This window comes from Nitratireductor sp. XY-223, from assembly GCF_004959855.1.
Classification (GTDB): Bacteria; Pseudomonadota; Alphaproteobacteria; order Rhizobiales; family Rhizobiaceae; genus Hoeflea_A.
Map to the genome: position 1 here is coordinate 712,482 of NZ_SPNT01000003.1, position 26,981 is coordinate 739,462.

The 26,981-nt window shown below is 57.7% G+C and carries 33 protein-coding genes; 25 read left to right on the plus strand and 8 right to left on the minus strand.

Annotation, left to right across the window (positions count from 1 at the left end):
• Nucleotides 1-44: 44 nt before the first annotated feature.
• A complete protein-coding gene (locus tag E4M07_RS15025; protein ID WP_136659146.1) occupies nt 45-1,850 on the minus strand; it encodes a DUF2194 domain-containing protein in 1,806 nt (601 codons plus the stop codon).
• Between the two features lie 113 nt (nt 1,851-1,963).
• Here E4M07_RS15025 and E4M07_RS15030 point away from each other — a divergent pair, with 113 nt between their 5' ends.
• From E4M07_RS15030 to bcsS, 3 genes are all read left to right on the plus strand, one after another.
• Entirely contained in the window at nt 1,964-3,076 is a 1,113-nt protein-coding gene (locus E4M07_RS15030; RefSeq protein ID WP_136659147.1) for a glycosyltransferase family 4 protein, read from the plus strand.
• Nucleotides 3,077-3,205: 129 nt separating this feature from the next.
• The gene (locus E4M07_RS15035; RefSeq protein WP_136659148.1) at nt 3,206-4,213 is read left to right on the plus strand and encodes a hypothetical protein; all 1,008 of its coding nucleotides are present in this window, start codon (nt 3,206-3,208) and stop codon (nt 4,211-4,213) included.
• 38 nt (nt 4,214-4,251) lie between these two features.
• On the plus strand, nt 4,252-5,022 hold the full coding sequence (bcsS, locus tag E4M07_RS15040; protein WP_136659149.1) for a cellulose biosynthesis protein BcsS: 771 nt from the start codon (nt 4,252-4,254) through the stop codon (nt 5,020-5,022).
• 161 nt (nt 5,023-5,183) lie between these two features.
• On the opposite strand, the gene E4M07_RS15045 is transcribed toward bcsS, so the two are convergent.
• From E4M07_RS15045 to E4M07_RS15055, 3 genes are all read right to left on the minus strand, one after another.
• The gene (locus E4M07_RS15045; protein ID WP_136659150.1) at nt 5,184-6,080 is read right to left on the minus strand and encodes a complex I NDUFA9 subunit family protein; all 897 of its coding nucleotides are present in this window, start codon (nt 6,078-6,080) and stop codon (nt 5,184-5,186) included.
• Between the two features lie 61 nt (nt 6,081-6,141).
• The gene (locus E4M07_RS15050) at nt 6,142-7,140 is read right to left on the minus strand and encodes a hypothetical protein (protein WP_136659151.1); all 999 of its coding nucleotides are present in this window, start codon (nt 7,138-7,140) and stop codon (nt 6,142-6,144) included.
• Nucleotides 7,137-7,784, minus strand: a complete 648-nt coding sequence (locus tag E4M07_RS15055; RefSeq protein ID WP_136659152.1) for a hypothetical protein — start codon at nt 7,782-7,784, stop codon at nt 7,137-7,139. The genes E4M07_RS15050 and E4M07_RS15055 overlap by 4 nt, the downstream gene beginning before the upstream one ends.
• A 244-nt stretch (nt 7,785-8,028) precedes the next feature.
• On the opposite strand from E4M07_RS15055, the gene E4M07_RS15060 reads away from it, so the two are divergent.
• The 14 genes from E4M07_RS15060 to E4M07_RS15120 all read left to right on the plus strand — a co-directional run bounded on the left by E4M07_RS15060 (nt 8,029) and on the right by E4M07_RS15120 (nt 19,142).
• Complete coding sequence (locus tag E4M07_RS15060) at nt 8,029-8,856, plus strand: isocitrate lyase/phosphoenolpyruvate mutase family protein (RefSeq protein WP_136659153.1); 828 nt, start codon at nt 8,029-8,031, stop codon at nt 8,854-8,856.
• Between the two features lie 255 nt (nt 8,857-9,111).
• The gene (locus E4M07_RS15065) at nt 9,112-10,014 is read left to right on the plus strand and encodes a hypothetical protein (RefSeq protein WP_136659154.1); all 903 of its coding nucleotides are present in this window, start codon (nt 9,112-9,114) and stop codon (nt 10,012-10,014) included.
• A 156-nt stretch (nt 10,015-10,170) separates the two neighbouring features.
• Nucleotides 10,171-10,848, plus strand: coding sequence for a hypothetical protein (locus E4M07_RS15070; protein WP_136659155.1), 678 nt, complete (start codon nt 10,171-10,173; stop codon nt 10,846-10,848).
• Nucleotides 10,849-11,000: 152 nt separating this feature from the next.
• Entirely contained in the window at nt 11,001-11,177 is a 177-nt protein-coding gene (locus E4M07_RS29105) for a hypothetical protein (protein WP_169054228.1), read from the plus strand.
• A gap of 20 nt (nt 11,178-11,197) precedes the next feature.
• Nucleotides 11,198-12,481 carry a PBSX family phage terminase large subunit gene (locus tag E4M07_RS15075; protein WP_136659156.1) on the plus strand — a complete coding sequence of 428 codons (1,284 nt, stop codon included), beginning with the start codon at nt 11,198-11,200 and terminating at the stop codon, nt 12,479-12,481.
• The gene (locus tag E4M07_RS15080) at nt 12,481-12,999 is read left to right on the plus strand and encodes a hypothetical protein (protein WP_136659157.1); all 519 of its coding nucleotides are present in this window, start codon (nt 12,481-12,483) and stop codon (nt 12,997-12,999) included. The genes E4M07_RS15075 and E4M07_RS15080 overlap by 1 nt, the downstream gene beginning before the upstream one ends.
• Before the next feature lie 83 nt (nt 13,000-13,082).
• Nucleotides 13,083-13,427 (plus strand): hypothetical protein, encoded by a 345-nt coding sequence (locus tag E4M07_RS15085; protein WP_136659158.1) that lies wholly within the window; start codon nt 13,083-13,085, stop codon nt 13,425-13,427.
• Between the two features lie 275 nt (nt 13,428-13,702).
• Nucleotides 13,703-13,897, plus strand: coding sequence for a hypothetical protein (locus tag E4M07_RS15090; protein WP_136659159.1), 195 nt, complete (start codon nt 13,703-13,705; stop codon nt 13,895-13,897).
• A 386-nt stretch (nt 13,898-14,283) separates the two neighbouring features.
• Nucleotides 14,284-14,688: a hypothetical protein gene (locus E4M07_RS15095; RefSeq protein ID WP_136659160.1), complete on the plus strand. Its 405-nt coding sequence runs from the start codon at nt 14,284-14,286 to the stop codon at nt 14,686-14,688.
• 500 nt (nt 14,689-15,188) lie between these two features.
• Nucleotides 15,189-15,401, plus strand: a complete 213-nt coding sequence (locus E4M07_RS15100) for a hypothetical protein (RefSeq protein WP_136659161.1) — start codon at nt 15,189-15,191, stop codon at nt 15,399-15,401.
• Nucleotides 15,398-17,137, plus strand: a complete 1,740-nt coding sequence (locus tag E4M07_RS15105) for a portal protein (RefSeq protein WP_136659162.1) — start codon at nt 15,398-15,400, stop codon at nt 17,135-17,137. Before E4M07_RS15100 ends, E4M07_RS15105 begins: the two co-directional genes overlap by 4 nt.
• Nucleotides 17,137-17,484 (plus strand): hypothetical protein, encoded by a 348-nt coding sequence (locus E4M07_RS15110; RefSeq protein ID WP_136659163.1) that lies wholly within the window; start codon nt 17,137-17,139, stop codon nt 17,482-17,484. The genes E4M07_RS15105 and E4M07_RS15110 overlap by 1 nt, the downstream gene beginning before the upstream one ends.
• A gap of 102 nt (nt 17,485-17,586) precedes the next feature.
• A complete protein-coding gene (locus E4M07_RS15115) occupies nt 17,587-17,877 on the plus strand; it encodes a hypothetical protein (protein ID WP_136659164.1) in 291 nt (96 codons plus the stop codon).
• A gap of 548 nt (nt 17,878-18,425) precedes the next feature.
• Entirely contained in the window at nt 18,426-19,142 is a 717-nt protein-coding gene (locus E4M07_RS15120) for a hypothetical protein (protein ID WP_136659165.1), read from the plus strand.
• Between the two features lie 59 nt (nt 19,143-19,201).
• Here E4M07_RS15120 and E4M07_RS29860 read toward each other — a convergent pair whose 3' ends face one another.
• The 4 genes from E4M07_RS29860 to E4M07_RS15125 all read right to left on the minus strand — a co-directional run bounded on the left by E4M07_RS29860 (nt 19,202) and on the right by E4M07_RS15125 (nt 21,205).
• Nucleotides 19,202-19,333 (minus strand): hypothetical protein, encoded by a 132-nt coding sequence (locus E4M07_RS29860; RefSeq protein WP_281404982.1) that lies wholly within the window; start codon nt 19,331-19,333, stop codon nt 19,202-19,204.
• A 32-nt stretch (nt 19,334-19,365) separates the two neighbouring features.
• Nucleotides 19,366-19,497: a hypothetical protein gene (locus E4M07_RS29865; RefSeq protein WP_281404983.1), complete on the minus strand. Its 132-nt coding sequence runs from the start codon at nt 19,495-19,497 to the stop codon at nt 19,366-19,368.
• 90 nt (nt 19,498-19,587) lie between these two features.
• Nucleotides 19,588-19,713, minus strand: a complete 126-nt coding sequence (locus tag E4M07_RS29870) for a hypothetical protein (RefSeq protein ID WP_281404984.1) — start codon at nt 19,711-19,713, stop codon at nt 19,588-19,590.
• 388 nt (nt 19,714-20,101) lie between these two features.
• Nucleotides 20,102-21,205: a patatin-like phospholipase family protein gene (locus E4M07_RS15125; RefSeq protein ID WP_169054229.1), complete on the minus strand. Its 1,104-nt coding sequence runs from the start codon at nt 21,203-21,205 to the stop codon at nt 20,102-20,104.
• Between the two features lie 273 nt (nt 21,206-21,478).
• On the opposite strand from E4M07_RS15125, the gene E4M07_RS15130 reads away from it, so the two are divergent.
• The 8 genes from E4M07_RS15130 (at nt 21,479) to E4M07_RS15160 (ending at nt 26,835) form a co-directional block, all read left to right on the plus strand.
• Nucleotides 21,479-22,525, plus strand: coding sequence for a serine hydrolase (locus E4M07_RS15130; protein ID WP_136659167.1), 1,047 nt, complete (start codon nt 21,479-21,481; stop codon nt 22,523-22,525).
• Between the two features lie 369 nt (nt 22,526-22,894).
• On the plus strand, nt 22,895-23,413 hold the full coding sequence (locus E4M07_RS15135) for a hypothetical protein (protein ID WP_136659168.1): 519 nt from the start codon (nt 22,895-22,897) through the stop codon (nt 23,411-23,413).
• A 60-nt stretch (nt 23,414-23,473) separates the two neighbouring features.
• On the plus strand, nt 23,474-23,983 hold the full coding sequence (locus E4M07_RS15140; protein WP_136659169.1) for a hypothetical protein: 510 nt from the start codon (nt 23,474-23,476) through the stop codon (nt 23,981-23,983).
• Nucleotides 23,984-24,052: 69 nt separating this feature from the next.
• Nucleotides 24,053-24,226, plus strand: a complete 174-nt coding sequence (locus tag E4M07_RS29110; protein ID WP_169054230.1) for a hypothetical protein — start codon at nt 24,053-24,055, stop codon at nt 24,224-24,226.
• Between the two features lie 64 nt (nt 24,227-24,290).
• Nucleotides 24,291-25,091: a hypothetical protein gene (locus E4M07_RS15145; protein ID WP_136659170.1), complete on the plus strand. Its 801-nt coding sequence runs from the start codon at nt 24,291-24,293 to the stop codon at nt 25,089-25,091.
• 305 nt (nt 25,092-25,396) lie between these two features.
• The gene (locus E4M07_RS15150; RefSeq protein ID WP_136659171.1) at nt 25,397-25,912 is read left to right on the plus strand and encodes a hypothetical protein; all 516 of its coding nucleotides are present in this window, start codon (nt 25,397-25,399) and stop codon (nt 25,910-25,912) included.
• Between the two features lie 54 nt (nt 25,913-25,966).
• Nucleotides 25,967-26,476 carry a hypothetical protein gene (locus E4M07_RS15155; protein ID WP_136659172.1) on the plus strand — a complete coding sequence of 170 codons (510 nt, stop codon included), beginning with the start codon at nt 25,967-25,969 and terminating at the stop codon, nt 26,474-26,476.
• 68 nt (nt 26,477-26,544) lie between these two features.
• The gene (locus E4M07_RS15160; protein ID WP_136659173.1) at nt 26,545-26,835 is read left to right on the plus strand and encodes a hypothetical protein; all 291 of its coding nucleotides are present in this window, start codon (nt 26,545-26,547) and stop codon (nt 26,833-26,835) included.
• Nucleotides 26,836-26,981 lie beyond the last annotated feature (146 nt).

The window sequence follows — 26,981 nt, forward strand, 5'->3', positions numbered from 1 at the left end:
CTTGACCGCGGGTTGGCCAGATAGGCAGCGTAGGCTGGGGCTGTTCACTCCTCATGAATGAGGAAGATACCGCCACCGGCAGTACATCGAACAACATAAAGCAAACCGCCTTCGACTTGCCGTTGGTTTACAATTTCGCCACCAGCGCCGGCTGCGAGTGACTTTTCCTTGCGGGTTTTGACGTAAAAAAGACCCGCTGAACTGCTCATTATTTCGATCTGTTTTTCGGCGATGCGAACCTCTACGCGATTGTTGATATGTGCGCGGTACTTTGCTTCCGCGCGAGAGGTCGTTACAAACTCCAGCCACGGATAAGTGTCTCTTACCTGTGCAATCCAAGCGTCCAGTTGGGTGAGGAGCCCGGGCTGACCTGCGGTGTTTGAAGTCCGCCAGCCAAGTGTCTCGGGGTTTCTGCAATATTTAGATTCACCCGACTTGCCCGGGATGTCGTAAATGTCGTCCGGATGCACGAAATGAGTCCAAATACCCATGCCGGCGATCTGAGACAGCATCATCATTCTGACATCCGGCCGGAGCACATAGCCGTATGTGTCGCGCGGCAGACACAGCAGCTCGTTCATCCAGGGCTCGGGCCCAAACTCCCTGTATCCGCCATTTGCGGTGTCGCCGGTGGAAAACAGACCGCAAACCACTGAAATTTCGGGAAACACCGCCTTGAGCGCGCGAACGTGGTCTGCGTGATACCAATTGTTTGCCGGTACCCATGATGTCGGAAGAGGCACGGGGACACAGTCGCTCCAGAGCGATCGGGCGACGGCCAGCTTGGACTTGAGTGTTGCCTTGTCCGGCCAGAAATCGTCCGTCATTGGTTCATGATTATAACCGTGAAAACCAAACTCATCGTCCTCTGCAAATTGCCGAATCCGAGTGAATCGCTGCTGCAGTATCTGCCGGCCGCCGAGCAATGCCGGCGCGGAAAGATCGGCTTCCCGACCGTTGTCGACATCGTCGTAGTTCATGATGGCGTACCACGAGTATTTGAGATCATGCTTCTCCCGCAAAGCCATCATGTCTTTGTGCCATACGCCAAAGAAGAAGCCGTTCCAGTCGAGACCCTGAAACTCACTGGTTACCGGTTCCAGCCGAGCGTCCGACAGCGAAGTCGGAAAGTCGTCAATATGAAACATTGCGAAGCCGGCTATTGCACTTACGCCGACATCCATGGTGTCCAGAACCGTCTGAACAATAAATCCACGCAATACCCTCCAGAACAAGGCACCGGTGTTCCAATAGGCAAGCCTGCCGCGACCGATATCTCTACGCCAGAGTATGGGATTCCCCGCGCAATCCGAGATGAGTATGACACAGTCCGGCGAAAGATCGGCGCGCCCGATCACCAGACGACTGTGCTCGATCAACCAGTCCGCATCGCTTACGTTGAGACCGGCCGAACCGGCAAAAACTTCGGCGTCAATTGAGAGCCCCGTTGAAACTTGCATTGACGGTTCTGTTGCGTTCACTCCCAGTCCGAACAACTCCGATAACTGCGTATTCCAGCATCTGTGCGCAACGACCATGCCGCCACCGGAACGAACGAAGGCGGAAAGTTCCAGCGTTTTTTTTTGCCCCAATTCCCCAATCCTCTCGGTGCACAGGACGATTGAGCTGAAATTATCAAGCGCAGGCCAGGCGGACCGCCGCGCAAGGTCCAATATCGAAAACCGAACCTTGGCGAAATCCAAAGCCCTGCAGATGTTCTCCAGGATGGCCTGTGAGGGGTCACCGCCATGGCAAATAATGAGCAGTTCCTGTGAGCGGCTGGATGTGGTTATCAAAGCGGGTGCCGGGCCGCTGGAGGAGCGCGTTTTGCGGAAAGGCCAAAGCTGCATTTCGCGTTTTTCTCGAATTTACCGGCAAATTTCAACCGGACTTGATTAGTCACGATTGAAGAAGGCATGATGCCGATTTGCGTGTTTTGAGTCGAGGGGTTGCGCGAAACAGCATGTCGTTGAATGGGGATCAGGACCACGAAAATCCGCCGATACACGTCCTTCTTTGCCCGGATCAACCGTCCTGGGCATTTGACAATATCGCCACCAATATCGCCCGGTTCGCAGGACCCAACAGGATTTCAAAGCTCTATATGCGAGACCTGATCGGCAATGAGAGCCGGATTTTCGAGGCCCTGTTTCTCAAACGCATCGATCTTTGCCACGTTTTCTGGCGTGAAGACCTATTCTATCTGCTGCATCCGCAAACCATCGGCAAAGCGGCCAGACAAATGGGTCTTGAATATGAAACGGCTGTCAGGGCTATCAACAGCTGCGCATTCACGACGTCCATCTACGATCACCTGTTCAGTAGCAGCGCTGATATCAATAGTCGTCGCTCAAGTTTCGCGATGATTGACGGCTATACGGTTTCATCGGCCAGGCTGCAATCGATCTATTCGGCCGAACCGGACATACCGGCTCCTGACCGTGTCATCTCCGACGGTGTCGATGTTGAGCATTTTCATCCACGCGAGCCCGATCGGACAAAAGACCGTGCCGCTGTCGGATGGGTGGGCAACAGTGCATGGGGAAAGCAGAGCGAGTGTTTGGACGTAAAGGGGTACCACCGGCTCTTTCAGCCGATGATGAACGAACTAAGTGCGCGTGAGATTGCAACGGATGCAAAAATCGCAGACCCGCAGATCAATCGCATTCGTTTTGAGGACATGCCTGATTTTTACAGGCAGCTTGATGTTTTCGTATGCACGTCGTCCATGGAAGGAACACCCAACCCTGTGTTGGAAGCCATGGCCTGTGGCATACCGGTCGTGTCTTCCAACGTAGGAATTGTTCCTGAAGTATTCGGAGACCTGCAGAAGCGATTCATTATCGAGGCGCCAACGGCAAAGAATTTTGCGGATGCCGTCGCCGAGCTGCTCGGTGACAAACAGCTTTGCCGCCAAATCTCCAGACAAAACAGAGAACGAGCACTTGACTGGTCTTGGGAGATCAAAACAAGAGACTGGTGGCCCTTTTGGGAAGGTGTAATGCGTCGCACAATGGAGCCGCGAAACGCGATCCGCCGGGAAGTCTACCTTCGTTCAAACGCCGGCGGCGCTTGAAATAAACAAGAAATTTACCTCAGCCGACAACAAATCCCGACAACTCACCCAATTGGGTAATGCGGCGCCGCAGAAATTGTTCTCCTATCTGAAGTGACATGATCGGGCATGGCTTCAAGGGAGAGCGCCGTGGACTTTTGCCACTTATCGGAAACCCTGGGTGACGAGCGTTGCGGGCTGTATTTCCTGGCGGGGATGGATTTGAACCCCGCGGCAGCCGGAACCGGCGTGGTGACAATTCACGCCGCTGAAGGCGCTCTGAATAATGGACATCAGGATTTCATCGAGAGCGTTTTCGCTGCTCAGTTCCGCGATTATGATGTCCGGTTCAGGTTCCACTCGAGCGAAGAACTGCATTGTCCCGACAGCCTTGAGAGTTTTGCACGGAGTTTCCGGCACGACCACATCGTATCTGACCCGACAGGAGCATTCACCAGGGTCGCCAAACTGCTTGAGCTTGTGCGGGATATTCGCGCCGAACTGGGCTCTTCAGTTGACCGCATTCTGTGGCGGTCCGAGACCTCGGCCCTTGTTGTTCTCGCTACCGGGTTCCAAGTCGGTGAAACCGGCACGGCTGAAGATGACCGCCTGAACTTCCTGCACGATCAGGTCAGTTCACTGATCAGGGATCGGGCGGCAGCCGATCTGAAGAAAGCAATCAGATCGGTGCATGTGAACACCGAGATGCCAGCGGGCCGCTATACACATGTTGATGAAGGTCACCGCGCTGCTCAAGATAAATCTACAGGCTTAACCGGAATGTTCGCTCGAATTTCCGGCATAGCAGCGCTTATTGGTCTCGGAACGATCTCCGCTGCTAGCGCCAGCGTGCCTGCTCTTGTCGAAGACGATGGGTCTCTAACGCCGGGGGTTGCCGCGCTTGTCGGGCTCACCACACTTGGCGAGAACTCTTACGGCCTACGCAATCACTATCAGGCAGTCGGCGGCTTAAGGCTGTATTTTGGAAAAACCGATGGATCAATCGAAACAGGTTTGTTACCGGGTGCTCCGGGTTCTGACGAGATCGCATTGACAGACACACCTAGTCCTGACGGTGCAAAACCAACCGGCGAGCCAAATTTGCCGGCACCAAGCCCCGAGCTCCTGGACCTGCCGGACACTCCCAGCAATTCATAATCGTGCATAACACGGGTTGATGAGAGGAAAGGGGAAACGTGAGGGAATTTTCAGAAATCAACATGCGCACCATCATGCTTAAGGCGGGTGCAATAGCGCTTTTGCTGCCGACGGCAGCGCTGGCAGCCGATGCAACGGCATTTGTGGAAATCAACGAGAGCCCGGTCAATGACACGGTTGTCTATTGGGGCGCCGATTTCGCCCACAAAAGCGATGGAAACAACGGATACGGTGCGGGTGCCGGTTTTGTCACCGCGCTGAACGGGGACATCGGAGCCACGGGGTGGACTCTGACCGGCAACATCGGCGGTTCTCGGACAGAGGATGTGAATTCCGATACGAATTCGTTCTACAGCTCGGCCCTGGTGGGGTATCAATGGCACGCGCCTGGCTATTACATCACCGTGGCCGGCGGTGTGAACTACGTCAACAACGATGAGACGCCGCCGGGTGGAGTGACCGATGGTGGCGAGGTGGGGGCAATCGCACAGTACGGTTTTGAGACGAAAATGGTCGATGCGTTTTACGTCCAGAGCTACGGCGCCTATTCGACCGCTTTCGATCAGAAATACGTCCATGCCAAAGTCGGCTACAAGACGCCGGTCCTAAGGTTCGGTCCGGAGTTCACCTTTTTCGATGAGAGCACCAGCCAGGAGACACTCCGTTTCGGCGGTTTCGTCGGTGACATATCTGTAACCGACTCGGTGAACATGGTGGTCTCCGCCGGATATCAGCATGAACTGGAGCCTGGTGTCGAAGACGGATTTTACGCAACGATCGGCTTCTCGGTCCCGCTTTCACTGCGCTAGAAACACCGGCAATCGACCGCAGAACTTTCTCTTCTGGTTTGCCAATCCCGGGAACCGACAGAGCGAATGACGGTTCACTGTCATCATTGCTGCGGCACTGGGCAGGTTGGTCCGAGCCCAATCCGGCAGGCCGCAGGAAGATGTTCATACCGCATTTCGTATCAGAGCAGGTTCATCGCGGTGGCCGAGCGCGGCGCAATCGAGAGGTCCGCGAAAGTCGCTACCGCATCGCCAACAAGGTTATCCTTCTGCATCAGGGCAACCTGACCCGGGGTCAGCGGTGGATTCGGCAGTAGATCTGCCAGGATAGCGAGGGCCCGCCAGGCCATGAACGGCACCGACAGAAACAGCCGACGCCGACCGGCCCGTGCGGCAAGCCTCATCAGTATCTCGCGGTATGTAAAGATCTCGGGTCCGCCCAGTTCATAGACTTTACCGGTGGCTCCGTCCCGATCGAGAACACGACAGATGGCTTCGGCGACGTCGCCGACATAGACGGGCTGAAGCCGCGTGCTGCCGTCGCCGAACAGCGGCACGACAGGAAGCCGTCGGAGGATCGCATCGAGATCGCCGAAAAAGGCCCCGTCGCGGCTGAACATGACACTCGGACGCAAGATGGTTGCTTCCGGACAGATGCGGCGCAACACCTCTTCTCCCTCGGCCCGGGCGCGGACATATGCCGACGGGGAATCCCGGCAAACGCCGATCCCGGATATCTGGATCAGTTGACAATCTCCGGCCGCCTTCACGATCTCCGCAATCCTGCGCGCCGCATCCACATGAACGTCCCGGAAGGTCTCGGTGCGCGTTTCAACATAAAGCCCGATGCAATTGACTACGGCCCGTGCGCCGCGGAGAGCCCGGTCCAAAACGTCCGGGTCCGACAGGTCGATCTGAACCGGGCGAACCGGGCGATCCCAGTGGCTGGAAAGTTGAGAGAGCTTTTCCGGAGAACGCGTTGCGACACAGACGGCATACCCGTGCTCCTGCAGCTTGCGGACCACCCGCCTGCCAAGGAACCCGGTTCCGCCAAGTACGATTACCTCTTGTCCAGCCATCTATGCGATCAATCAGCTCCAAATTAGCACTAGGAACAGGTGCGCAGCCCGCCGCGACGGGCTAGGCGCCTTGCGGGTCTTCGTCAGCCCCGCTCGCCCTGATCTCCTCATCCACCACGGACTGGATGGCCCGCAAGGTCCGCTCGAGATTGGACGGGCCGTCCTTCGTGGCGCGTGTCTTGGGATCGAGATAGCCGCGCGGGCCGTTGTGGCCGATACCCTGCAGCCGGATCTTGGAGATTTGCCCGTGCTTGCGCGCCTGGTTCCAGTAGGACGAACCGAAGATCCGCCACCTGTGCACGAAGAACAGCCCGCTGACGCGCGAGACGCGGTCCGCCGTTCCTTCCAGGTGGACGATGCGATTGAGCGACGCGATGCCGGCATGCGAGGAAAGCACACCGCCGAGCGACAGCAGCGTCAGGCGGCTCTGGAACTCGCCGTGCAGGAACGGGGCGGCGCCCAGCGAGATCTCGGCGCCGCCGCTGTAGCCTAGCAGGATCACCGGCTGGTGCGATTGCGGGGCGTGGCCGTTCTCCAGCAGCTTCTCGCGTATGATACGAAACGTGCCGGCGCTGTAGATCGGGCCGTAGCGCCCGTCGGCAGCCACCAGGACCTGGAACATGTTGCGCAGGCGGATGAGGTTCTGTGTCACGAATGCCCGGTGGCGCCCGGAATAGCGCCAGAAGCGGGCGAATATGCGCTGGCCGGTCAGCGGAATGCCGGCGGGCGAATAGGGAAAGAAATCCGCAATGACGGTCACGTAGGGCAGCCGTTGTTGCAGCTCGTCGAGAAAGTGCTGCTCCAGCTTCGGATGCCGCTCGCCGGTGATGGTGCCGATGCCGGTGACATAAAAGACCACGGCCTTGGTGTGCGCCAGCTTGTTTTCGTCCGGGATGACGTTGCGGACGCTGCGGCTTTCATCGCCGACATCGTCATCCGGCCCCGCGGTCCAGCGCGACCACCAGGTCATGGCCTCGAAGGGCGCCGTGATGAGGGCCACGAACAGCATGACGCTGGCGATGAGGAAGGCACCGAACAGGAGCTGCTGGATATCGGTCATCGGCTGCGCACCCTCTGCTTGACGAATTCAAGCACCTGATCGGAGGTGAAGCGCGAGAGCTGACGGCTTGCAAAAAGGAACCCGCCGCTCTGCGCCGCGCTGCTTTTGGTGAAGAACATGCGTTCGAGAAAGGACACCGCGACCCAGCCCGACAACATGCAGACCGCGCCGGGCAGGAACGGAACCTGCGCGCCGTAGAAGAGGCCGTACATCATCGTCAGGCAGGTCCATCCGTAAAGGACATAGGAAATGACGATACCGATGCTCGGCAACACGGCGAGGAAACCGAAGACCAGCGGGGCCGTCGCGACGAAGATCACGGACATGAAGTTCCACGGCGCCGTCACCACGCCGAACAATATGGCGGCAAAGAGGACCGAACAGCTCACCCACAGCCCCAGGCGAACGGTCAGGGATACGCCACTGAACACCAGCCCCAGGACAAACCCGATCGGCGACGCGGAAACCAGAAACAGCGCAAAGCATTGACCCAGCAGCAGCGAAACGCCGGCGAGAAAGACGACCCCGGTCGAAATGAACCGGGTGCGGTCGTCCATGATCGCCGTGTCGTAGACCGTCGGATCGAACCACAGGGCGCGGCCGATCATGTCGCGAAGCTGCGTGATGATGTCAAACCAATCCATGAGACAGTCCGGCTCGATTTCGGGTGTCGTCTGGAGGCTTGCCCATTTCCGGCAAAAACTCAATGCGGCGGGACGCGCGGCGCGGCCTGTTGCGGCAAGCTGGTGATTTTGGGACACAGCGTCGGCATGACCAGTGTCCGTTTGCGACGGGACCTGTGCCGCAACAATTCGAGGCTGAACACCGAATCCGCGATTGCAAATGTTCTTGAAATGTTCCTATATTGGCCGAGACAGGAGCGGTGCGATGGAAACACACAGGAAGTTCGAGACCTTCAAGGGGCTTCACGAGAGGGACGGTGCCTTCGTCATTCCCAATCCGTGGAATGCCGGTTCGGCGGTCATTTTGGAGTCGCTTGGTTTCGACGCCCTGGCGACGACATCGGCCGGCCTTGCCTTCGCGAAAGGCCGATGCGACGGGGCGGCTGAGATTACCCGCGACAGCGCGCTCGAAAATGCCCGCGAGATCGTCGAGGCGACGCATCTGCCGGTGTCCGCCGATCTCGAGGGCGGCTTCGGCGACCGTCCGGAGGACTGCGCCGAGACGATCGCGCTGGCGAGCGGGACAGGGCTGATGGGCGGCTCCATCGAGGACGCGACCGGAAGTCCCGGCGTGCCGATATACGATTTCTCCCAGGCGGTCGAGCGCATCGCTGCCGCCGCCGAGGCGGCGAGGGGTTTGCCGTTCCTGCTGACGGCAAGGGCGGAGAACTTCCTTTACGGCCGCCCAGATCTGGACGACACGATCCGGCGCCTTCAGGCCTATGAGGAGGCGGGGGCCGATGTTCTCTATGCGCCCGGCCTGCCGGATCTCGAGGCGATCCGTCTTGTCTGTCGGTCCGTCACGAAACCGGTCAATGTCGTCATGGGCCTCTCGGGGCCGACCTGGTCGGTCGCGCAACTGGCCGAGGCGGGCGTGAAGCGCATCAGCGTCGGCGGCTCGTTCGCCAGGGCCGCGCTCGGCGGCTTCATCCGCGCCGCCAATGAAGTGCGGGAGCGGGGTACGTTCACCTACGTGGTGGAAGCGCTGCCGGATGCGGAAGCGAGGAGGCTGATGGAAAGCAGGAGGCGGTAGCCGTTACGCACAAGAAATCCGAATGCCGAGAGCAGGTAAATCTGAAAGCAATCAATCGTTTACATCGAATCTGTGCTGCACCTTTGGCATGCAGTCGTCAAATGGCATGGCCAATTGTCTGTGCATCCAGTAGAAATCGAAGAGTTGCAATGTTGTTCGAAATAACCTATAGGTAGAAGAACAAAAAGGGAACAATAGCTCCGATTGTGTCTTGCAACATAGAGATTTTGCCGCTGGTCCACAGAGGAATGCTGAATGTCCGAGAAACGCTACACGCTCAAGCTCGCCTATTTTCCGATCGCGCTTTCCGGCGGAAATCGTGGAAAGTCCCGCGCCGTGAATCTGTCGACCGGATACAATCATGCATTCTTCCTGATTTACGACAACGAGGGCAATCTTTTTAGGGAAATCAACGGTTTTGCCACGGACAAACACGGTAAAAAGAAGGCTATCGGCTCCCCGCTCGACAGCAGCGACCGGCTGAAAATCCACATATTCGGCAAGAAGGGCGATCTTGGGCCGCAGAAAAACGAACGCGTCATATACGACAACCTGACCGAGGTGGAACTGAAAGCTCTGATGGCGACTGTCTATTCGCTGGAAGATGAGCTCGACAAACGCGATCTGCACTACCGGCTGCTCTCGCAAAACAGCAATAGTGTCGCCGCAACGCTTATGGAAGCGTGGGGGTTCAAGCGCAGCGACCTTTTCCGTTCTGATTTCTCCCGCAACGCAGATGGCGAAGGTCTTCCGACGAAAGGTTCGCTGCCCGGAGCGGAACGTGTCCTGCTCCACAACAAGAAGATGGCCGACTACGCGCAGCGGACACAATCGCTGATTAAGGGATTCGATGCGATTGAACGATCACTGACGTCGGATAGCCCCACCGTTCGATACAATGGAGTGGCATCCGGATTGAAAAAGATCTCGCCCCACATCCGGGCACTCGATGATGATGCTACCAAAAGATACTTGCAAGAGGCCAACCGAAGGCTGGGCTTTGGCGCAATCGGTGAATCTGGGAGTTTTGGTTCGCAGTCGACGTCCGGTCTTGTTCAACAATTGGATTTCAACATATCGCAAAGGCGGTTGGGCGAGCCTGGCGGTATCGATATTCCGGTTCCGCAGCGCAGACCCTCAGAACGGCCGCGGCTCTAGGGCCCCGCGATAGCGGCAACAAAATACGGGGCAAACGCATTTGACGGACAAGAGCAGAGCGATACGGCTGCGAAATCGTAACGGCTGATCTTTTTGCCCTAACGTGGTGTAATTGTGATGGAGGTTAAATTGGTCGTCTGTAGCAGAGTGATATTGATGGCCGGGGCACTGGTTTCCCAATTGATTTTGCACGGTTGTGCGTCGCCGAGCGAATACCATTTTATCACCTCCGGGCCGGTTGAGGCTGTCGGTTCCTCCTGCGGTTCCGTTGATGAAAATATCGTCTACGAGGCCGCATTGCCGGAACTCAGGCGCTATGACGGAACCCTGTTCCGAAGCGTTGAATATGGCTACAGGGATGTGTCCGAGCAGCAGATCGTTGCAATTGATCAAGCCCTTGCCCGAAAATTGCTTGCAGGGAAAAGCGTATCGAGCGAACCGAACGGAGCCACGAACGGCCGTTGCCGCATAACGTTCTGGATGGGAACCCATACAGTCATGTTCCCAATACAGGTGTTGCTTCCCTACCGTGTGGAGTTTTCCCTGAACAAAGGGCAAATTGAGGAAATCTGCCTAGGACTGGAGATTAAGGAACGTGACAGGTATTCACGCCCTCACGATCCGGAAATGGTGCTGAATCCCGACAAATTCCCGAACTTGAAACGCGACATGATCGTCGCGAACAGCGATTTGTACGTTAAAGCGGACGGCCCGCCTTTTGTATTGAGGGAAACATGGGAACCACTCAGGGTTCTTGGTTCACCGTGCTTTGACGGCAATGGTCAGTTGGTCGGCTACAAGCAACTGTTTCCGGAGTTGAAAAACAAGCCATGAGTGCAACTGTTTGCCGAGCGAGGCGGCCAACCAACCAGAAGTCAGCGCAGGCGTACGTTGATGGAGCGGGGCGGATTGGCCAGACCGGATCTGGGTCTCCTGTTATTCGAGACGCGATCATCCAGGCGGCGGTCGAGGCCGGTGGCGGCGACATGATCGCTTATCTCAAGAAGCAGGCGGAAACCCATCCGAGCGCATTCATGACGCTGCTTGGAAAAGTGCTGCCCATGCAGCTGACCGGCGGAAAGGGCGAGCCGGTCAATCTGGAGTTCTCGGTCCGGTTCGTCGCCGCCGAGGAAGCGAGCGACCCCGGCGCGGTCGGCGACTGACGCAACCTTTTCGAGGATAAATGGACATTAAATTTCCGGACGTGTTCCGGCCGCTGGTTGCGCCGGCGCGCTACAAGGGCGCCTGGGGCGGCCGCGGCAGCGGAAAATCGCATTTCTTTGGCGGGCTCCTTTGCCTGCGCGCGCTGAAGCAGCAGACCCGCGCGGTGTGCCTGCGCGAGGTCCAGAATTCGATCAAGGATTCCGTCAAGCAGCTCATCGAGGACAAGATTTCCGCGTTCGGCCTTTCCGGCTATTTCGACATCACCGACACGCAAATTCGCGGGCCGAACGACAGCCTTTTCGTCTTCCGCGGGCTGAAGAACCACAACGCGGCGAGCATCAAGTCGCTGGAGGGCTTCGACATCGCCTGGGTGGAGGAGGCGCAGACCGTGTCGCAAAAGAGCCTCGATCTGCTCATCCCGACAATCCGCATGCCGGCCAGCGAATTGTGGTTCTCGTGGAACCCGGAGAGCCCGACCGATCCGATCGATCGTTTCCTGCGAAAGCGGAAACCGGCCGGCGCGATTGTCGTGCGCGCCAACTACAACGACAATCCGTTCTTCCCGGAGGTCCTGCGCGCCGACATGGAGCGCGACCGGACAACGGATCATTCAAAGTTCGATCACGTCTGGCTGGGCGGCTATCGGAACGTCTCCGACATGCAGTTCATCGCACGCGAAACGGTGCGCGCCGCGCAAGAGCGGCAAAGCGGGCGAGGGCAGGGGCCGCGCATCTTGGGGCTCGACGTCGCGCGCTTCGGCGACGACCGGACCGTGCTTCTCCTGCGGGAGGGACACCGGGTCAGCCGCATCTGGCGCTGGTCGGCGCTTGACCTGATGCAGACGGCGGGACGGGTCAGCGAGATTGCGGCGCGCGAGAAACCGCATGCACTGTTCGTTGACGGCGTTGGCGTCGGCGGCGGGGTCGTCGACCGGCTACGGCAACTGGGCCTGAAGGTGATCGACGTCAATGGCGGCGCGCGGGCCGGCAACGCCGTGCGCTACCGCAACAAGCGTGCCGAGATGTGGGCAAGGATGCGCGACTGGCTGCGCGATGTCGGCGCGATACCGGATGACGACGAGTTGGCGATCGATCTTCAAGCGCCGAACTACGCCTTCGACGCGCTGAACCGGATCCAGATCGAGAAGAAAGAGGACATGAAAAAGCGCGGCCTTCTGTCGCCCGATCTTGCGGACGCATTGGCGCTGACCTTTGCCGAGGCGGTCCATCCCGAACGCATGAATGCGGCAGCGAATGCCCAGCGCGCGGCGGGGAAGCCATATAATCCGCTGGAGGGCTGGTGATGGTGGACATCAGACCGGCCTCATTGCGCGATGTGTCGTTCATCGCCGCCAATATGCGCGAATGCGACCGCGCGGAGATCTTCTGCCAGGTGGCGCCCGGAACGAAGTCCGCGGACATCGCCGCGTTCTGCATCGGGCGCGGGCAGAGCTGGACGGCTTTCCGCAACGGCCTGCCGTCGGGTGCGTTCGGTTTCAGCGAGATCAGCGACGGCGTGCTGAACGGCTGGGCCTTTGGCCGGCCGGGGTTCGGGCGCTGTATCCCGGCGGTAACGCGATTCGTCTTTCGCGAATTGGTGCCGGGCTGGCAGCGTGATGGTGTCCGACGCATCGAGGTGCGCACGATCGAAAGCCACGAAAGCGCGCACCGCTGGCTGGCCGCCGCCGGCGCCGTCCGTTGCTGCTCGCTCGAGGATTGGGGCAGGGGCGGCGAGCGCTTCTATCTTTATGCCTGGACCTGCCGAAAGGTGCCGGAACAATTTTTCCAGCGTTGGCTTCCAACTTCACCGATTTCGAAATAAGCATTGACAAGAACAAAATAGGAACACACTATATGGTTGCACTACAAAGGTAACATTTGGGGACCAGACAAGGCTGCGTTTTGATGGGTAAAAAACTGGGGATGTGGATCCTTAGAGTGTTTCTCGGCCTGACCTTGTCGTTGGCACTGTTTGTGCAGCTGTTCGTTTTTAACCGCACTTTCATGCCGCCTGAGCGTTTGATCGCCGTCCAGAAGAATCAGATGACCGAGCAATGCGATCTGAAGCCGGGAGACAAGATATTTTCGGAAGATTTCCTCTGGGATTCAGAATACTATGTCGAATATACAACCGGCGATTTCCGCCTCGTCGCGAAACGGAACCTCTTGGGCTCGCTGCTCTGCTTCCCGGGGATCGGCTGCCTTACACCTCCGCAATTTACCGCCGACTGCTATGCGCCACGAGAGTAAAGGCCGCATTGAGAGACGCCAGCAGGGAAATTATCGAGGCATTTCCAACAGCCTGGTATGGGCGCGGTCCACCTGTCAAATTGCATGACGAATTGCCTGGAAATCTCAACAGCTTTCCATTGGAGCGTATGAAGATGAAACAGTGGGCCCTCAGGATATTCATAGACGTCATTGTCGTGTTCGCTGTTTTCATCTTGCTGGCCTAGTTTCGTGGGTACGGTTATCCGGACCGGTTGGTCGCGGCCAATCTGAAGCCTATCGCCGAGGAATGCGGCATGGACGAAACCGACAAGCTGATCATCGATTCATTCCTGTTCGATTCCGACTACTACGCCGAGAATCTCAATGGGAGTTGGCGGCATGTCGCGCGGCGTTCGAATTTGGGCGAGATGCTTTGTTTCCCGGTTGTTGGCTGCCTGACAAAGCCGGTCTACACCGTCGAATGCTATGGAAGTAAGCGCCACCGGTAAGGATGGCGCCCGCCGAATTTCCAATCATGCATGTTTAGCAAAAGAGGCGCCCGGAAAACTACGCGCCCCTTGCGCAGCGCTGATCAATTCAACCGATCGGCACGTTCACGCGCGATACGGTCCATGACGTGCTCACCCGGCTCTTCTCGCGAAAGGGCATCCTGCTTCCGGATGCGGGCAGCGGAACGACGAGCCTCGCGCGTCGGCGCTTAGAGACCAAGCGACGCAATGGCGCCTTGACGAAAGATGATGTCGGGGAACTGATGCATCGTCTCAGGTGATGGCATCGACGAGAACAAAATAAGAACATAATCTATGGTTGAAGTGCCGTTCCATGTTGTGCGAGACGCGCGCCAAAGGGGAACCGAAATGAAGCACCTGGAATTGTGGTTGTTTTTGGGATTCTTTGGAACGTTCTTTACCGCGCTGGCCGTGTGGATTTATTTGGATACCGCCGACTATCGCCCCCCATTTTTGCCGAGGAACACATCGAAATACTCAGTGACAGGGGCGCGATCAGAAGCGACGATCCTCTCTTTGCCGGCTACGAGCGCCTCTGTCTGTTTGGCACGCGCAGTTCAGAATTTACGGACCATGGGTGCGGCTTGTTCGATGAATCGGCCATCGCCCTGTTTCGCGACGGACAGTGCTATGCGTACTCAGCCCACAACGTTCCTGCACGCGTCAAGGAAGAATATGACTGGGAGTGCCGCGATCTCAATCAGCAGTTTGAAATAGGCATTTTAGGCACTGAAGAAGACCCACCCCGATACTTGATATTTGACCCCTAATCCGGAGAGAAAGTATGGATCGTATTGTTCCAGATATCGACGCACTCAACAATAAAATCAACAATTTGTCGGACAGATTCAAAATAAGGAATGAGCAGGGTCCCAACCGGAAGGACCAGCACAAGAGTGCATTTGCCCATGCCTATGCGTCCGCTGTCTTAAGGTTCGAGAATAATCAGGCCTGAAAATCTGGGGCAGACGGCTGCCGTCCAAAGCGGCGACAGATATGGCGGAATTCCTATTGCGGAATTCGTGTTTTAAATCCAGACAATTGGAAGGTCTTCGACTGCATCGGTGTGGTACAGCCGCCAATTGGCATGGCCGCATCTGCGGCGATTACCTAGTGTGCGTCTGCTAAGCCAAGATCGGCCGCTCGTCTGCCCCCATCTTGGTCAAACCGTGATTCAGAATCCGAACCTGCCTTCAAGCGCTGCCCGTGTCCCGTGGCCGCGCATGGGCATCTGCCGACTCATCCGGCACCAATCAGGAAAGGTGATCCCATGTGCTTCAGCACCAAGGTTGAAACCCCCGAGCCGGTCGCGCCGCCGCCGGTGACCCGGGACAAGGATGCGAGCCTGCGCGTCGAAGCGCGGCTGCGGCGCCGTCGCTCACGCGGATCGCGCGCCAATATCTTCACCTCGGCGCTGGGCGACAGCGGTTTTGGCGGCAGCGTCGTCTCCGGTGCGACGCGGCTCGGGCAGTCGAACACATGAACGGCATCATCGACAAGCTGCTCGACCGGCTGGCGCAGCTCGAGGACGCCCGCAGGCCTTGGGAAAGCCATTGGCGCGACATCGCCCGCTACGTGGCGCCTGATATGGCCTATCACGAGATGCTGGAGGCGGTGGGCGGCGGCGCATCGCGGCCGCACGGCGCGCAACAGGCGCCGAACATCTACGACCACACCTCGCTGATGGCGATCGACCGGCTGGCTGCGGGCGAGATTTCCCTGGTCATGCCGTCCAGCGCCACCTGGCACACGCTGAAGAGCAACGATCCCTTTGCCGGCGACCCCGGCGACACCGAGAAACGGTGGTTCGACGACCTGACCCGCTACGCCTTCCGCATGCGCTACAACCCGGTTTCCGGGTTCACGCTGGCAAGCAAGGCGGCCGTGAAGGGCAGGGCGGCCTTCGGCACCAGCGTCATGTATGTGGAAGAGAGTTTCGGGCGCGGGCTGTCCTCGCCGGTCTCATACCGCCATGTGCCGCTGCTGGAAAACCACCTGGCGACGAATTTCGAAGGCGTGGTGGACACCAATTTCCGTGTCTTCCGCCGCACCGCGCGCCAGTGCGTGGAACGTTGGGGCGACAAATGTTCCGAGAAGGTGCGCCAGGCGGCGGAGGATCCCAAGCGGCAGGAAAAACCGGTCACGCTTGTGCACGCCGTAATGCCGCACCCAAGAGGCGATGAAAGTCCGATGCGCTTTGCCTCAACCTATTTCGAGAAGGACGAGAAGCACCTGATCGGCGAGGGCGGCTATCGCAGCTTTCCCTATGTCGTCTTTCACTGGAACCGCGAGCACCAGGGTCCCTATTGCGAGGGGCCGGTGTCGATGGCGCTGGCCGAGATCAAATCGGTCAACATGCTGTCGAAACAGGAATACATCGCCACGCAGCAATGGGTGAACCCGCCGACGGCGCAGCGCGACGATGCGGCCAACCCGCCGAATCTTAATCCCGGCGCGCCCAATCCGGGCCTTTTGAGCGAGACGGGCGAACTCCTGATCCGCCCGATCATCACCCAGCAGCGGCCGGATTTCGCCCGCGCCGTGATCGAGGCCAAGCAGAACCAGCTTCGCGACAGCCTTTACGTTAATCTGTGGCAGATCCTCATCCAGAACCCACAGATGACGGCGACGGAAGCGGCCATCCGCGCGCAGGAAAAAGGCGATCTCCTCGGGCCGTCGGGCCTTTCGCTGCAGGAGGGGCTGGCGCGGATGGTTGACCGGGAGTTCGCGGTCCTGGAAAGCAAGGGCGTGTTCCGCCCGGGCGCCGCGCTTGCCGCGCCGACCAGCCTGCAGGGCCAGGATATCGGCGTTGCCTTTACCGGACCGCTCGACAAGATGCGCCGGGCCGGCGAGGTGGTCGGCATGCAGCGAGTCCTGGAGCTAGCCGGCCTGATGGCGCAGATGGGCCGGCCGGAAGTGCTCCAGCGTTTCGATATGGATGAAATGCTCGACATTGCCCAGGACGTGCACGGCGCGCCGCGCTCGATCTTCCGGCCGGCCGGGGAGGTGGCGCAGGACGCCGCCAAGGCCGAACAGCTTCAGCAGATCCTCGGATCCATGGATGTCATCAGGGCGGGTGGCGAGGCGGCCAAGGCCGCGGCCGAGGGGGGCAAGGCGCTGGGCGCGACCGGGCCGGACGGCGCACTCGATCCACAGGCCGTGGCGGCGATGCTGCAGGGTGCTGCCGGCGAACAGACGGATGAAACGGAGCTGCCGTAATGACGAACACCATGCATTCGCTGTCCACTGGCAAGTCGGGCGGGCAGCGCCGGAACGCGGCGGCGATGAGCGAACTGCAGGGCGCCTATCACCGGCTTTTCTTCGGCAAGGGCGCGACGCCGCAGGACCAGTCCGTCGTGCTGGCCGACCTTTCGGCCTTTACCGGCTACTTCTTTTCGCAGGACGCGGAGGCAAGCGGCGAAGCGCTGCGGGAGGCGAACGCCATGCGCCGTGTGCTGGCCCGCATCATCCGGCTCGGTCTCGGCGCCGAGGGCGACCTTTCGGCGCTCTACCGCGCCGCCGTCGCAGAGACGCTTGCCACACGAGAAGAGGGCAGGACGTTGTGATCGCCGCCGAGTGGATAGGTCACGTTGATATCGGAACAAAATAAGAACACAATTCAGGGTAGAATTCATGTCAAACTTCTTGAACGGCGGCGAAGGACTACAATGACAGTCAAGATGGATGGCGCGCCCACACTGGCGCGTTCAAGGGAAAAGAACATCTACACGATCATGGCCACGGCGGGCTGGTTTTTTCCGCTGGTTTTCTGCGCGTTGGTGTCTCCGACCATGAATCTCTTTGCAGCGGGCGTTTTGTACCTCTATTCAATGATCATCCCGCTCTTTATTCTCTGTGTATTGTCGATTTTCAAATACGACCGCAGGATGTGGCTGGCGTTTACGCCTTTTGTGACCCATACCCCGTTGGTCATCTATGCGGGCATTGTTTACTCATGACCGCGATCTCTGGAGTACAACGGTGGAGTCGAGCGATCGCGGCATTCCACAAGCCGGCCTTCATTGTCCTCTCTTGTTTGACGTGGGCCTCGCCCCCGGCTTCTCTTGTGTTGCTCTCGGAGGGTTGGACACCGCTCGCCTTGATTTTGGGGCCGGCCTTTGTCTTTCCGCCGATTGGCCTGATGGTGGTTCTCTCGATTGTGGCAGTCCGACATTACCACCCGCTCATGTGGCTTTCCTTCCTTCCGGTCGCCACCACGATTTTCTCCTTTATCTGGCTGGACATCCCTATGTAGGGCAGCCGTTGGACACCATGACGTTCCGCTGGAAATCCGTTCGTCAAGCGCCCGTTCTGGCGCGGATGCAACGGCGCTGACCCGCGGCTGCTAGGCGCAAATTCGCACCTTAGAAAACTGCTGGCTCGTCAAAGAACTTGGCGCGCTGCCGGCCGTTGTTACTCGAAAACCAAAGGAAGAACCATGCCCCAACCAACCAGCCAATATACGGAAACAACCAGAAAATTCGTTGAAAAAACCGGCGGGCTGGCAGTGCCGGTTGCCAAGGAACTGGGCGTTTCGCCCACAGCGATCGTCGGTGCGGTTGCCAATGAGTATGACACCAGGAAAAAGTTCAATGTCGGGAAGCAGGCTATTGCAGATGGATTTGCTAATATCTGGTCTTTTGAACACCTTCAAAGCCGCAAAATGAAGCCAAGCGGAGGAACGCCCGGCATAGGCTATAAAATCATGAGCCCTCGGAAAATTGACGTCGGTCCGGGGAACATTCGCGTGGATGCAGCCATTTCAATGGTTCAGGACTATGTGAAGCGTTACGAGGGCACCAAGATGGACCCGCTCGGCCTGCTTAAATACAGGAACGATTACAACGGCCTGGTCGACGATTTGCTGAACTTCGAGAACTCGCGGGCAAGTTACGCGATCGCCGGTCTTTTTCTTGCGAAGGGTCAGAAGCTCCTCAAGCGCAAATCCCTTCAAGCCTGGGAAAGGCTGTCGCCCGACCAGAAGGATGCGTTGCTGGTCACCTATTACAAGATCGGCGAAGAGCGGATCAAGCGAAACATCGACAAGAGGCTCAATCCCTCCAACCGGTCGCCGGAGAGTTTCGCCTACAATCCGAGGGGCGACGGCAGCCAGCAGCACCTCAACAATGCCGAGAATCTGAAGAAATGGCTGAAATTGCCGCGGTTGGACTATCCGGTCAGCTCCGTGGGCTCCGAGCGTAAAATTCCGAATTTGTCGAGATAGCTGTCTGCGCCGGAGCCGCCACTATTGGATGGATGTTGTCCGCGAGACTCAACCAATCCCTAACCCGGCTCTTCCGGCAATGTCAGCGTGATGCCGGAGATCGGCAGGTCCAGCCGGTCCAACCGGGATGCCGTGGTCTCAACCAGCGAGCCGCGCGATTGAACCGAAGGCTTGACGTATTGTTTCTTCATTGGAGTGCCCCCACGCTGTACTTTCCGGATCATCAATCCGGTTCGTCGGGCAATGTCAGCGTGATGCCGGAGATCGGCAGATCCAGCCGGTCCAACCGGGATGCCGTGGTCTCAACCAGCGAGCCGCGCGATTGTACCGAAGGCTTGACGTATTGTTTCTTCATTGGAGCGCCCCCACGCTATACTTCTGTCGATCGGGCCGTCGGCCCCAATTCCCTTATGCTTCCCGCATGCCGTCCGCGGATTTCAGGCACTTATTCGGCGGGATCGAAGATCGGCGGCAGCGGCACGCCTGAAAAAACGGGTTTCTTGTCCACGAGACCGGACTCGGCCAGGGAACCGCGCCTTGTGATCTTCGGTGCCTCATAGGATTTCTTCATGTTCGCACCTCATCTGTCTGCCGCTTACTGTCGAGCCTTGGCGTTACATAGATCCGCGTCATAGCGATTACGTGTCCACATCGAAGAGCTTAGATGGAAGCGGAACGCCCGAGAAAATCGGTTTGCTCGGCTTTGCCGTCAAACGTTCCAGGCTGCCGCGCTTTTCCACCGCGGGTGCTTCATAGCTTTTCTTCACGAGATGCCCCCAAAATTCGCGTAACTCGTACAAATTCAACTACGATTTATCGTGGATAGAGTCAATTTTCACGCACATAATGATTTGTGGGCAATGCGCGAATAATCGATAGATCGGCAATAATGCAACAGCGTGTACTTGCGCGTATTGCCAGGCGCCATGCCGTTTGCGGTAATTATTTGGGGGTATTGACTAAATCCGGCCGCCCTTGCGAGTGGCGCCGGTGAGTTTTCCTATGAGATCGTCGATTTCATCTTTGTTGTCGCGTACGAAATCTTTGCCGGCCTGCCGGATGCGGCTGATATTGTCGGAAGAAGGGTTGAATGCGCTGGTATCGGCCGGAACCTTAGGCGACAGCACCGTCAGCCTGATGTCGATGCTGGAATCGAAGGCATCGTGTTCTTCCAACGCACCGCGACTGACCGTCGTCTCGCCGCGATAGACAAGCCGGTAGGCGGGGGTGAACCACTGCAGCATTCCCCCCTTTATGCCGATATCCTCGGTGATCGAGAAATCGCGTGTCGTTCCGAGCGCGACGACGATGAACTCCTCCACCTTCGGCAGGTGCTTTCGCGCATGGATATATGCAAGGTCCCCGGGTGCGTTCAGAATGAGGCCGGGATCGCCGTAAAAGTAGTCACCGTCCTTGTCGCCCGCGAGCACGACCGCCGGGAAGACGGTCGGAACGCTGGTCACGGCGGTGATCAGCGGCCAAAGATACATGTTCGCTTCCGTGCGATCCCAGTTGCGGAACACCTTGAGGCCGCTCGTCCTTTGCGAATAGGCGGGGAACATGGCCGGCCGCAGCAGGTCCTTGAAACGCGCAGTTCCGAAGACCCTTTGCGCTGTATCGATCCGGCCCCTATTGGTGAGCGCCGGGCCGAACACGCCAAAACCGGTCAAAACGGTGTGGTAGCGCGGACCGCTGAAGACCTGGCCGGCGAACTCCTCATAGGCGTCTATCGCTTCGTCCGCCGTCATCGGCTGCCCGCTGCTCGCATCAGGGTTCAGCAGGAGCGTGGAAATGATCGCGCCGGTCGAGGCGCCGGCGATGAAGTCGAACAACTCGTAGATGCGCTTTCCCGAGCGCTGCTCGATCGCCTTGAGCACCTCGAGATCCGCCAGCCCGTCGAGGCCGCCGCCCTCGATGGCGAGAATGCGGGCGCGGCGCGGCACCTCCGTGGTAACAGCCACCGGTTCGTGAAACGTCGATTCGAGCGGCCAGGCGACGAGCTGATACTCGTAGTCGGCCAGATGCCGGCTGTAGACATGGCCGATCGCAAAAAACAAGAGCACAGCCAAAGCCAGCAACCCGAGAAGGGATACAAAAAATCGGATCAGTCGCCTCAACAATACCACCTAACGTTTGGCTGTTCGCGGCCGCAACGCGCCCGGGGCGCGTGCAACCGGCAGTCATCCCAAATGAAACAGCCAATACTTTAAGTATTTATTATCCCCGCTGGCCAGCAAAGTGTCCGACCGGGGCGGATCTGAGCGTTATCGGGCGTGTGGCGTTTCTCCCGAACACCGCGTTATGCTGCGCATATCGCAGGAGAACAACGATCTGTCATGGATTATCGAAGCCTGAACGAAGTGGGCATGGCGCCAGCAAACCGGGAGGACGGATGGGAGATATCCGGACCGCAACAGGCCGGGTTCGACCCCGAAGCGCTCGCGGCCATCGCTGACGAAATAGACGATGATCAGCACGGCGATTTTCACGCGCTGCTCATCGCCAGGCGCGGCCGGCTGGTCTTCGAGGCCTATTTCAACGGCTACGACGCGGCGCGCCTGCACGACATCCGGTCCGCGGGCAAGAGCTTCACGGCAACACTTATCGGCATCGCGATCGACCAGGGCGCTATCCCGAATGCGGACGTCCGCATGCTGCCTTACTTCCCGAATTTCAGGCCCCACGCCCGCGTGGACCCGCAAAAGGAGGCGATCACGGTCCGGCATCTCCTGATGATGACGTCAGGTTTCGATGCCGATGATGCGGACCCGGCAACCCCCGGCTGCGAAGACAACATGCTGAAATCGGACGACTGGATCCGCTGCGGGCTTGACCTGCCCATGGCCCGGGCACCGGGCGAGCAGTGGGTCTATGCGGGGGTGAACACCATGCTCCTGGCGGGCCTTCTTGAAGCCGCGACCCAAGGGCCGCTGATCGACTTCGCCAGTGAATGGCTCTTTGGCCCGTTGGGAATCGATAAGTTCCACTGGCAGAGATCGCCCCGGGGGATTGTCGCCGGCCAGGGGTTCCTGTCGCTTCGCGGCCGGGACCAGCTCAAACTGGGACAGCTCCACCTCGACAACGGGGTGTGGGGCGGGAAAAGGATTGTCTCGGAACAATGGGTCCGCGCCGCCACGAAACACCGGGTCGATATTCCGAATGAAGGCCACGCGGGCTACGGCTACCAGTGGTGGCGCATGACGATCGACATGGACGGCAAGGGTATCGGTTGTTTCTTCGCGAGCGGCAACGGCGGCAACAAGATCTATGTTCTGCCTTCCCTTGGCATGGTTGTCGGGACCGCCAGCTCGGCCTATGGCAAGCCCTATATGCACACAAGATCACACACGATCTTGCGCAGGGTTATCCAGGCGGCGATCTAGCCTGCCCGCCAGGACCGAAGCGGGAAGAGCTGCCGTACAGGAAGAACTTCTTACCCTGGCCGGCGCGTGACGACACGGAGAAAGAACTGCGCCACGCGGTGGATGCCGAAACAAATCAACGGGATAGGGCAGGGCCGTACTGCATCGCCGGCCCGCAGCCGGTTATCGGGATCGCCGTCTGTCCGCGAATTCCCTATTGTTGCATGCAACCCATGGAGTATCGCGCAGCCGCGTCGGCAAAAAGCCTGCCGACATCGTTATTGGTACTTCCACGATCGATCGTATTCTGATAGGAACAAAATAAGAACACAATTGTGGGTAGCAATGGTTAGCACCTAGATGCAAGCGTTCGAACACGGGAGTAGTGCCATGCGGGTCAATCGGTTTGCAGGTGCGTTGTGCGCAGCATTCGTGGCGCTCGGTGTTTTCCTGTCAGCGTCTGCTGTCGGCGCGCAGGTGGTTTTCTGGATCGAGCCCAAAAAAGGTTTCCAAGCGGTCAGCGCCGCGGATTTTGAGAAAATCAAGCGCCTGGAGCGATCCGTCTTCGTGTCCGAACTGAAGCAGGACGAGCTCGCGATCCAGGACTTCAATTCGGAAAATCACATCTACCGCGTGCTGCGCTTCTGCGCCCCGGAGAAAACGGAGGAGTGCTTTACCTCGTTTTATCGTGACGAACTCGCCGATGAGAACCTGTTCCTGGCGACGAGGCTGCCCGGCATAACCGCCGCCCAGTACGATTCCTTCTTTTTTTGCAAAGACTGCGGGTCTGCCTACGAGGTCTGGTTCTTCAGTCCAGATCGCCCGTTGTCTCCTTACGCGTGTCCAACAATCGCTTACCTTACGGACGACAGAGCGACATTAAACTTCGGCGCCGGTTGCTCCAATTGAGCAACCGTTCTGTTTCAATAGCCCAACAGGATGCCAACTTGGAAATTGCAGGAGGCAGATATGCGATCAAGTAACACAAAGCGCCTTGTTCTTGGCTGCTTTGCCGCGCTCTTCATGTTTGCGTCGACTGGGACTGGGAGTGCCCTAGGATTAACGACCACACCTGCCAACAACTTTCTGCCAGTTTATCTACCGCTGTACGAGCAGATCAAAAAATTGAAAAAAGGCACTCCAACGACGCAGCCGAAGCAGGAAGAGCTGTCTGTCATGGAGTTTAGTTCGCACAACCATACATATACCATCCTCCGCTATTGCATGCCGATAAGCACGGAGAATTGCCTTGTCTCCTTCTACCGCGACGAAATCAAGGACGAAAATTTTTTCGGAGCCGCAGTTTTGCCTGCCTTTTCGTCGTATTGGGAAACGCAGGTGAAACTCTGCGAGCATTGCGCGCCGGTGCATCCGATCTCCTTTCATTATGAAGACGGGTTCAGACACAGTGCATGTTCGATTACGATTATTGTGTCAGATGAAGGCGTGCTCCAGTATCTCGGCTGTCCGAAATACTGATGAGGCCGCCGCGTGCGGCAAACCGACCGGCAAGAAATCCACGCAAGTCAAACAACAGGATAGACAGATATGGCTGACCCGGAAATCACCGGCAGCAAGGATTTGCTGCGCAGTTTTCACTACCTCTATGACAAGTCGCCGAGTTTCAGGAATATCCTCAGCGATCCCAAATGGCAGAAAAGGCGCTTCAAGAATATTGAACTGGTTTGGGTTGAGGGCCCAACCACGCTGGCCTGGCGGTGACAAACCGACACCGTTTGTTGCCACGTCGCGTGTGGTTGGGGATGACGATAACCGGACGTGGAGGATGGAAATCAACCGCCACCTTATGGGACAAATCAGAGAACTTGCCGATGAGGATTTGCCGTTGAACGATGAAAACTCTCTGGTGAATCATGTGCGCCCGATGACCCTTGAAGAGACCATAGCCCACGAGATGGCGCACACCCTCTATCCGGCAGGCACAATTGGGGAAATGATCGCAAAATCGAAAGAGCGGGAAGTGCCCGTGGTTGAAAAGGTCAATGAAATCCGCCGTGACCTGCGCTTAAGAAAGCGCCGGATCAAAGATCCGAAAAACCTCCAGCATATCTTCCAGCGGGCCTATCACTACAATGTCGAGTGGGACGACATCAATTACACAGAGGAAGAGAACATCCATCGCACGACCGGCTGGCGTGCGCACCCGGTTCTGGCTCCGGACAACTATGTAGGCAAGCTCTGGAAACGGCGAGGTGAGGGAGGGAGTGCCGGGGAAGTGCAGCCGGAAACGCGATCTAAATCCCCGACGGAGCGGGGCCAGGAACCAGTTTCTGAAAAGCTGGGCGAGGGTTTCGGCGACCGCACCGACGGCGTGAACGCAACGCGAGGCGGTGAACTGCCGCAAACCGGGATTGGTCCCGAAGCCAAACCTGAGCCGCCGCGTCTTCGATTGGATCCCACCGTGCACCGGCTGCTGTCCGGTGATCTCTCGGCGCTCGATCCGGAAAACGGGCCGTTCTCGCCAAATCTGTTGCGCATGCTGATGGGCGGTAAGGTGCCGCGGGTCAAGGGTGCGACAAGGCTTCACGACATCGCGCGGCCGCCGGCCAACCGGTTTGGCCGGTGAAAGCAACAAACCAGCCGAATGACCGATAGCACTCTCCGGAAAGAACAACGACAATCAGGACCATACAGACCCCTGGACTGCATAGGCCTCGGGCAGCGTCTCAATGGGATCGCGGTCTGTCCGCGAAATCCCTATTATTGCATGCAGCCCATGGTGTCGCGCTGCCGTGTCGGCAAAAAGCCCGCCGTCATTGTTATTGGTACTTCCACGATCGACCGTATTCTGATAGGAACAAAATAAGAACACAATTTTGGGTAGCAATGGTTAGCACCTAAATGCAAGCGTCCGAACACGGGAGTAGTGCCATGCGGGTCAATCGGTTTGCAGGTGCGTTGTGCGCTGCATTCGTGGCGCTCTGTGTATTATTGTCGACGTCCGCTACCGGTTCCGACTTGTTTCGGATCGAACCGAAAAACGGCTTTCAACCTGTGAATGCTGAGACCTTTGAGCAGGTCAAAAAACTAAAACGGGCTGTCTTTGTGTCCGACCTGAAGATGGGGGAACTGTCCGTTCAGGATTTTCGTTCCGAAAACCATGTCTACCGAGTACTGCGGTTTTGTCCCGCAGATGAAACCGGTGAGTGCTTGACCTCATTTTATCGTGACGGGTTCGCGGACGAGAATCTGCATATCGCGACGATACTGCCTGGCATCACCGTCAGCGAGTATGAGTCGTTCTTCTTTTGCCGGGACTGCGGCAGCCCTTACGTGGTTTTGTTCATAAGCCCGTCTCCGCCGCTCAGCACTTTCCTCTGTTCCATCGTAGCCTATTTCACAGACGACGGTGCGTCGCTTAACTTTGGCACTAGTTGTTCCAAGTAACAGACCGTTCCTGTGACGAGTAGTCTGATCCGCGTGTAAATTTTCGAGGTGCCAATGCGATTGATTGATGTCAACCGAAGTCTCATCGGAACGCTGGCCGTGCTTTTTCTCGTTTGGTCGAGCAGCATAAGTCTTGCGGTCATGGCGTCGCCTACCAACGGATTCTCGCCGGTTGATTTGCCGCTTTACGAACAAATCACGAGGCTCAAGAAAGGTGTTCCAGCCGCCAATCCAAAGCCGGAAGAGCTGTCATTCATTCGGGTTCCATCACCCAGTCATGAATACACAGTCATCCGATATTGCAGCGCAGAAATAGAAGGACCCTGTCCCGCCTCAATCTACCGCGACGAAATCACAGATGAAAATTATTTCGGTTCGATCGTCCTTCCGGCACTCTCGACGGTCGTGGATACCGCTTTGAAATTGTGCGATACCTGTACACCAGAGTTCCCGATTTTATTTAGTGCGCCCCATGGCCTGTTTTATGAAAATGGCTGCTTCGTCGCGCTGATTTTCGCTGACGAGGGTGTTCTGCAAAATTTTGCTTGCCCTTCCACTGACTGAAGACCCCGTGCGCAAGCAACCGGTCTGAACAAAACGTCTCAATCCCCGCTTAAAAAGGAAACAGTTAAATGGCTGATCCGGAAATCACCGGCAGCAAGGATTTGCTGCGCAGTTGTTACTACCTCTATGACAAGTCTGAGAAGTTCAGGAAAATATTCAACGATCCGGAATGGAAGAAAAGAAATTTCAAGAAAATCGAATTGATATGGCGAAACGGACCCCGAAATCCCTATGCTCCAAATTCCTATGCCGCCAGTGCCAGATTGGTCGGTGACGGTCCGGACCGAACCTGGAGAATAGAAGTCAACTGGAATCTTATGGGGCGCATATCCGACGACAATGTCGGGAAGGCGCCGTAATAGACATTGTCAACGGAATAAGGGGGGATGTCCCGTTCTCTGTTGAAAAAGAACTGAGGATTGGGTGGCGTTGCTTCCCCTGAGCATTAAGCTCAGGGCATTGAACCTGAAAGGAAGCAACACCATGAAGACGATTAGCACATCCC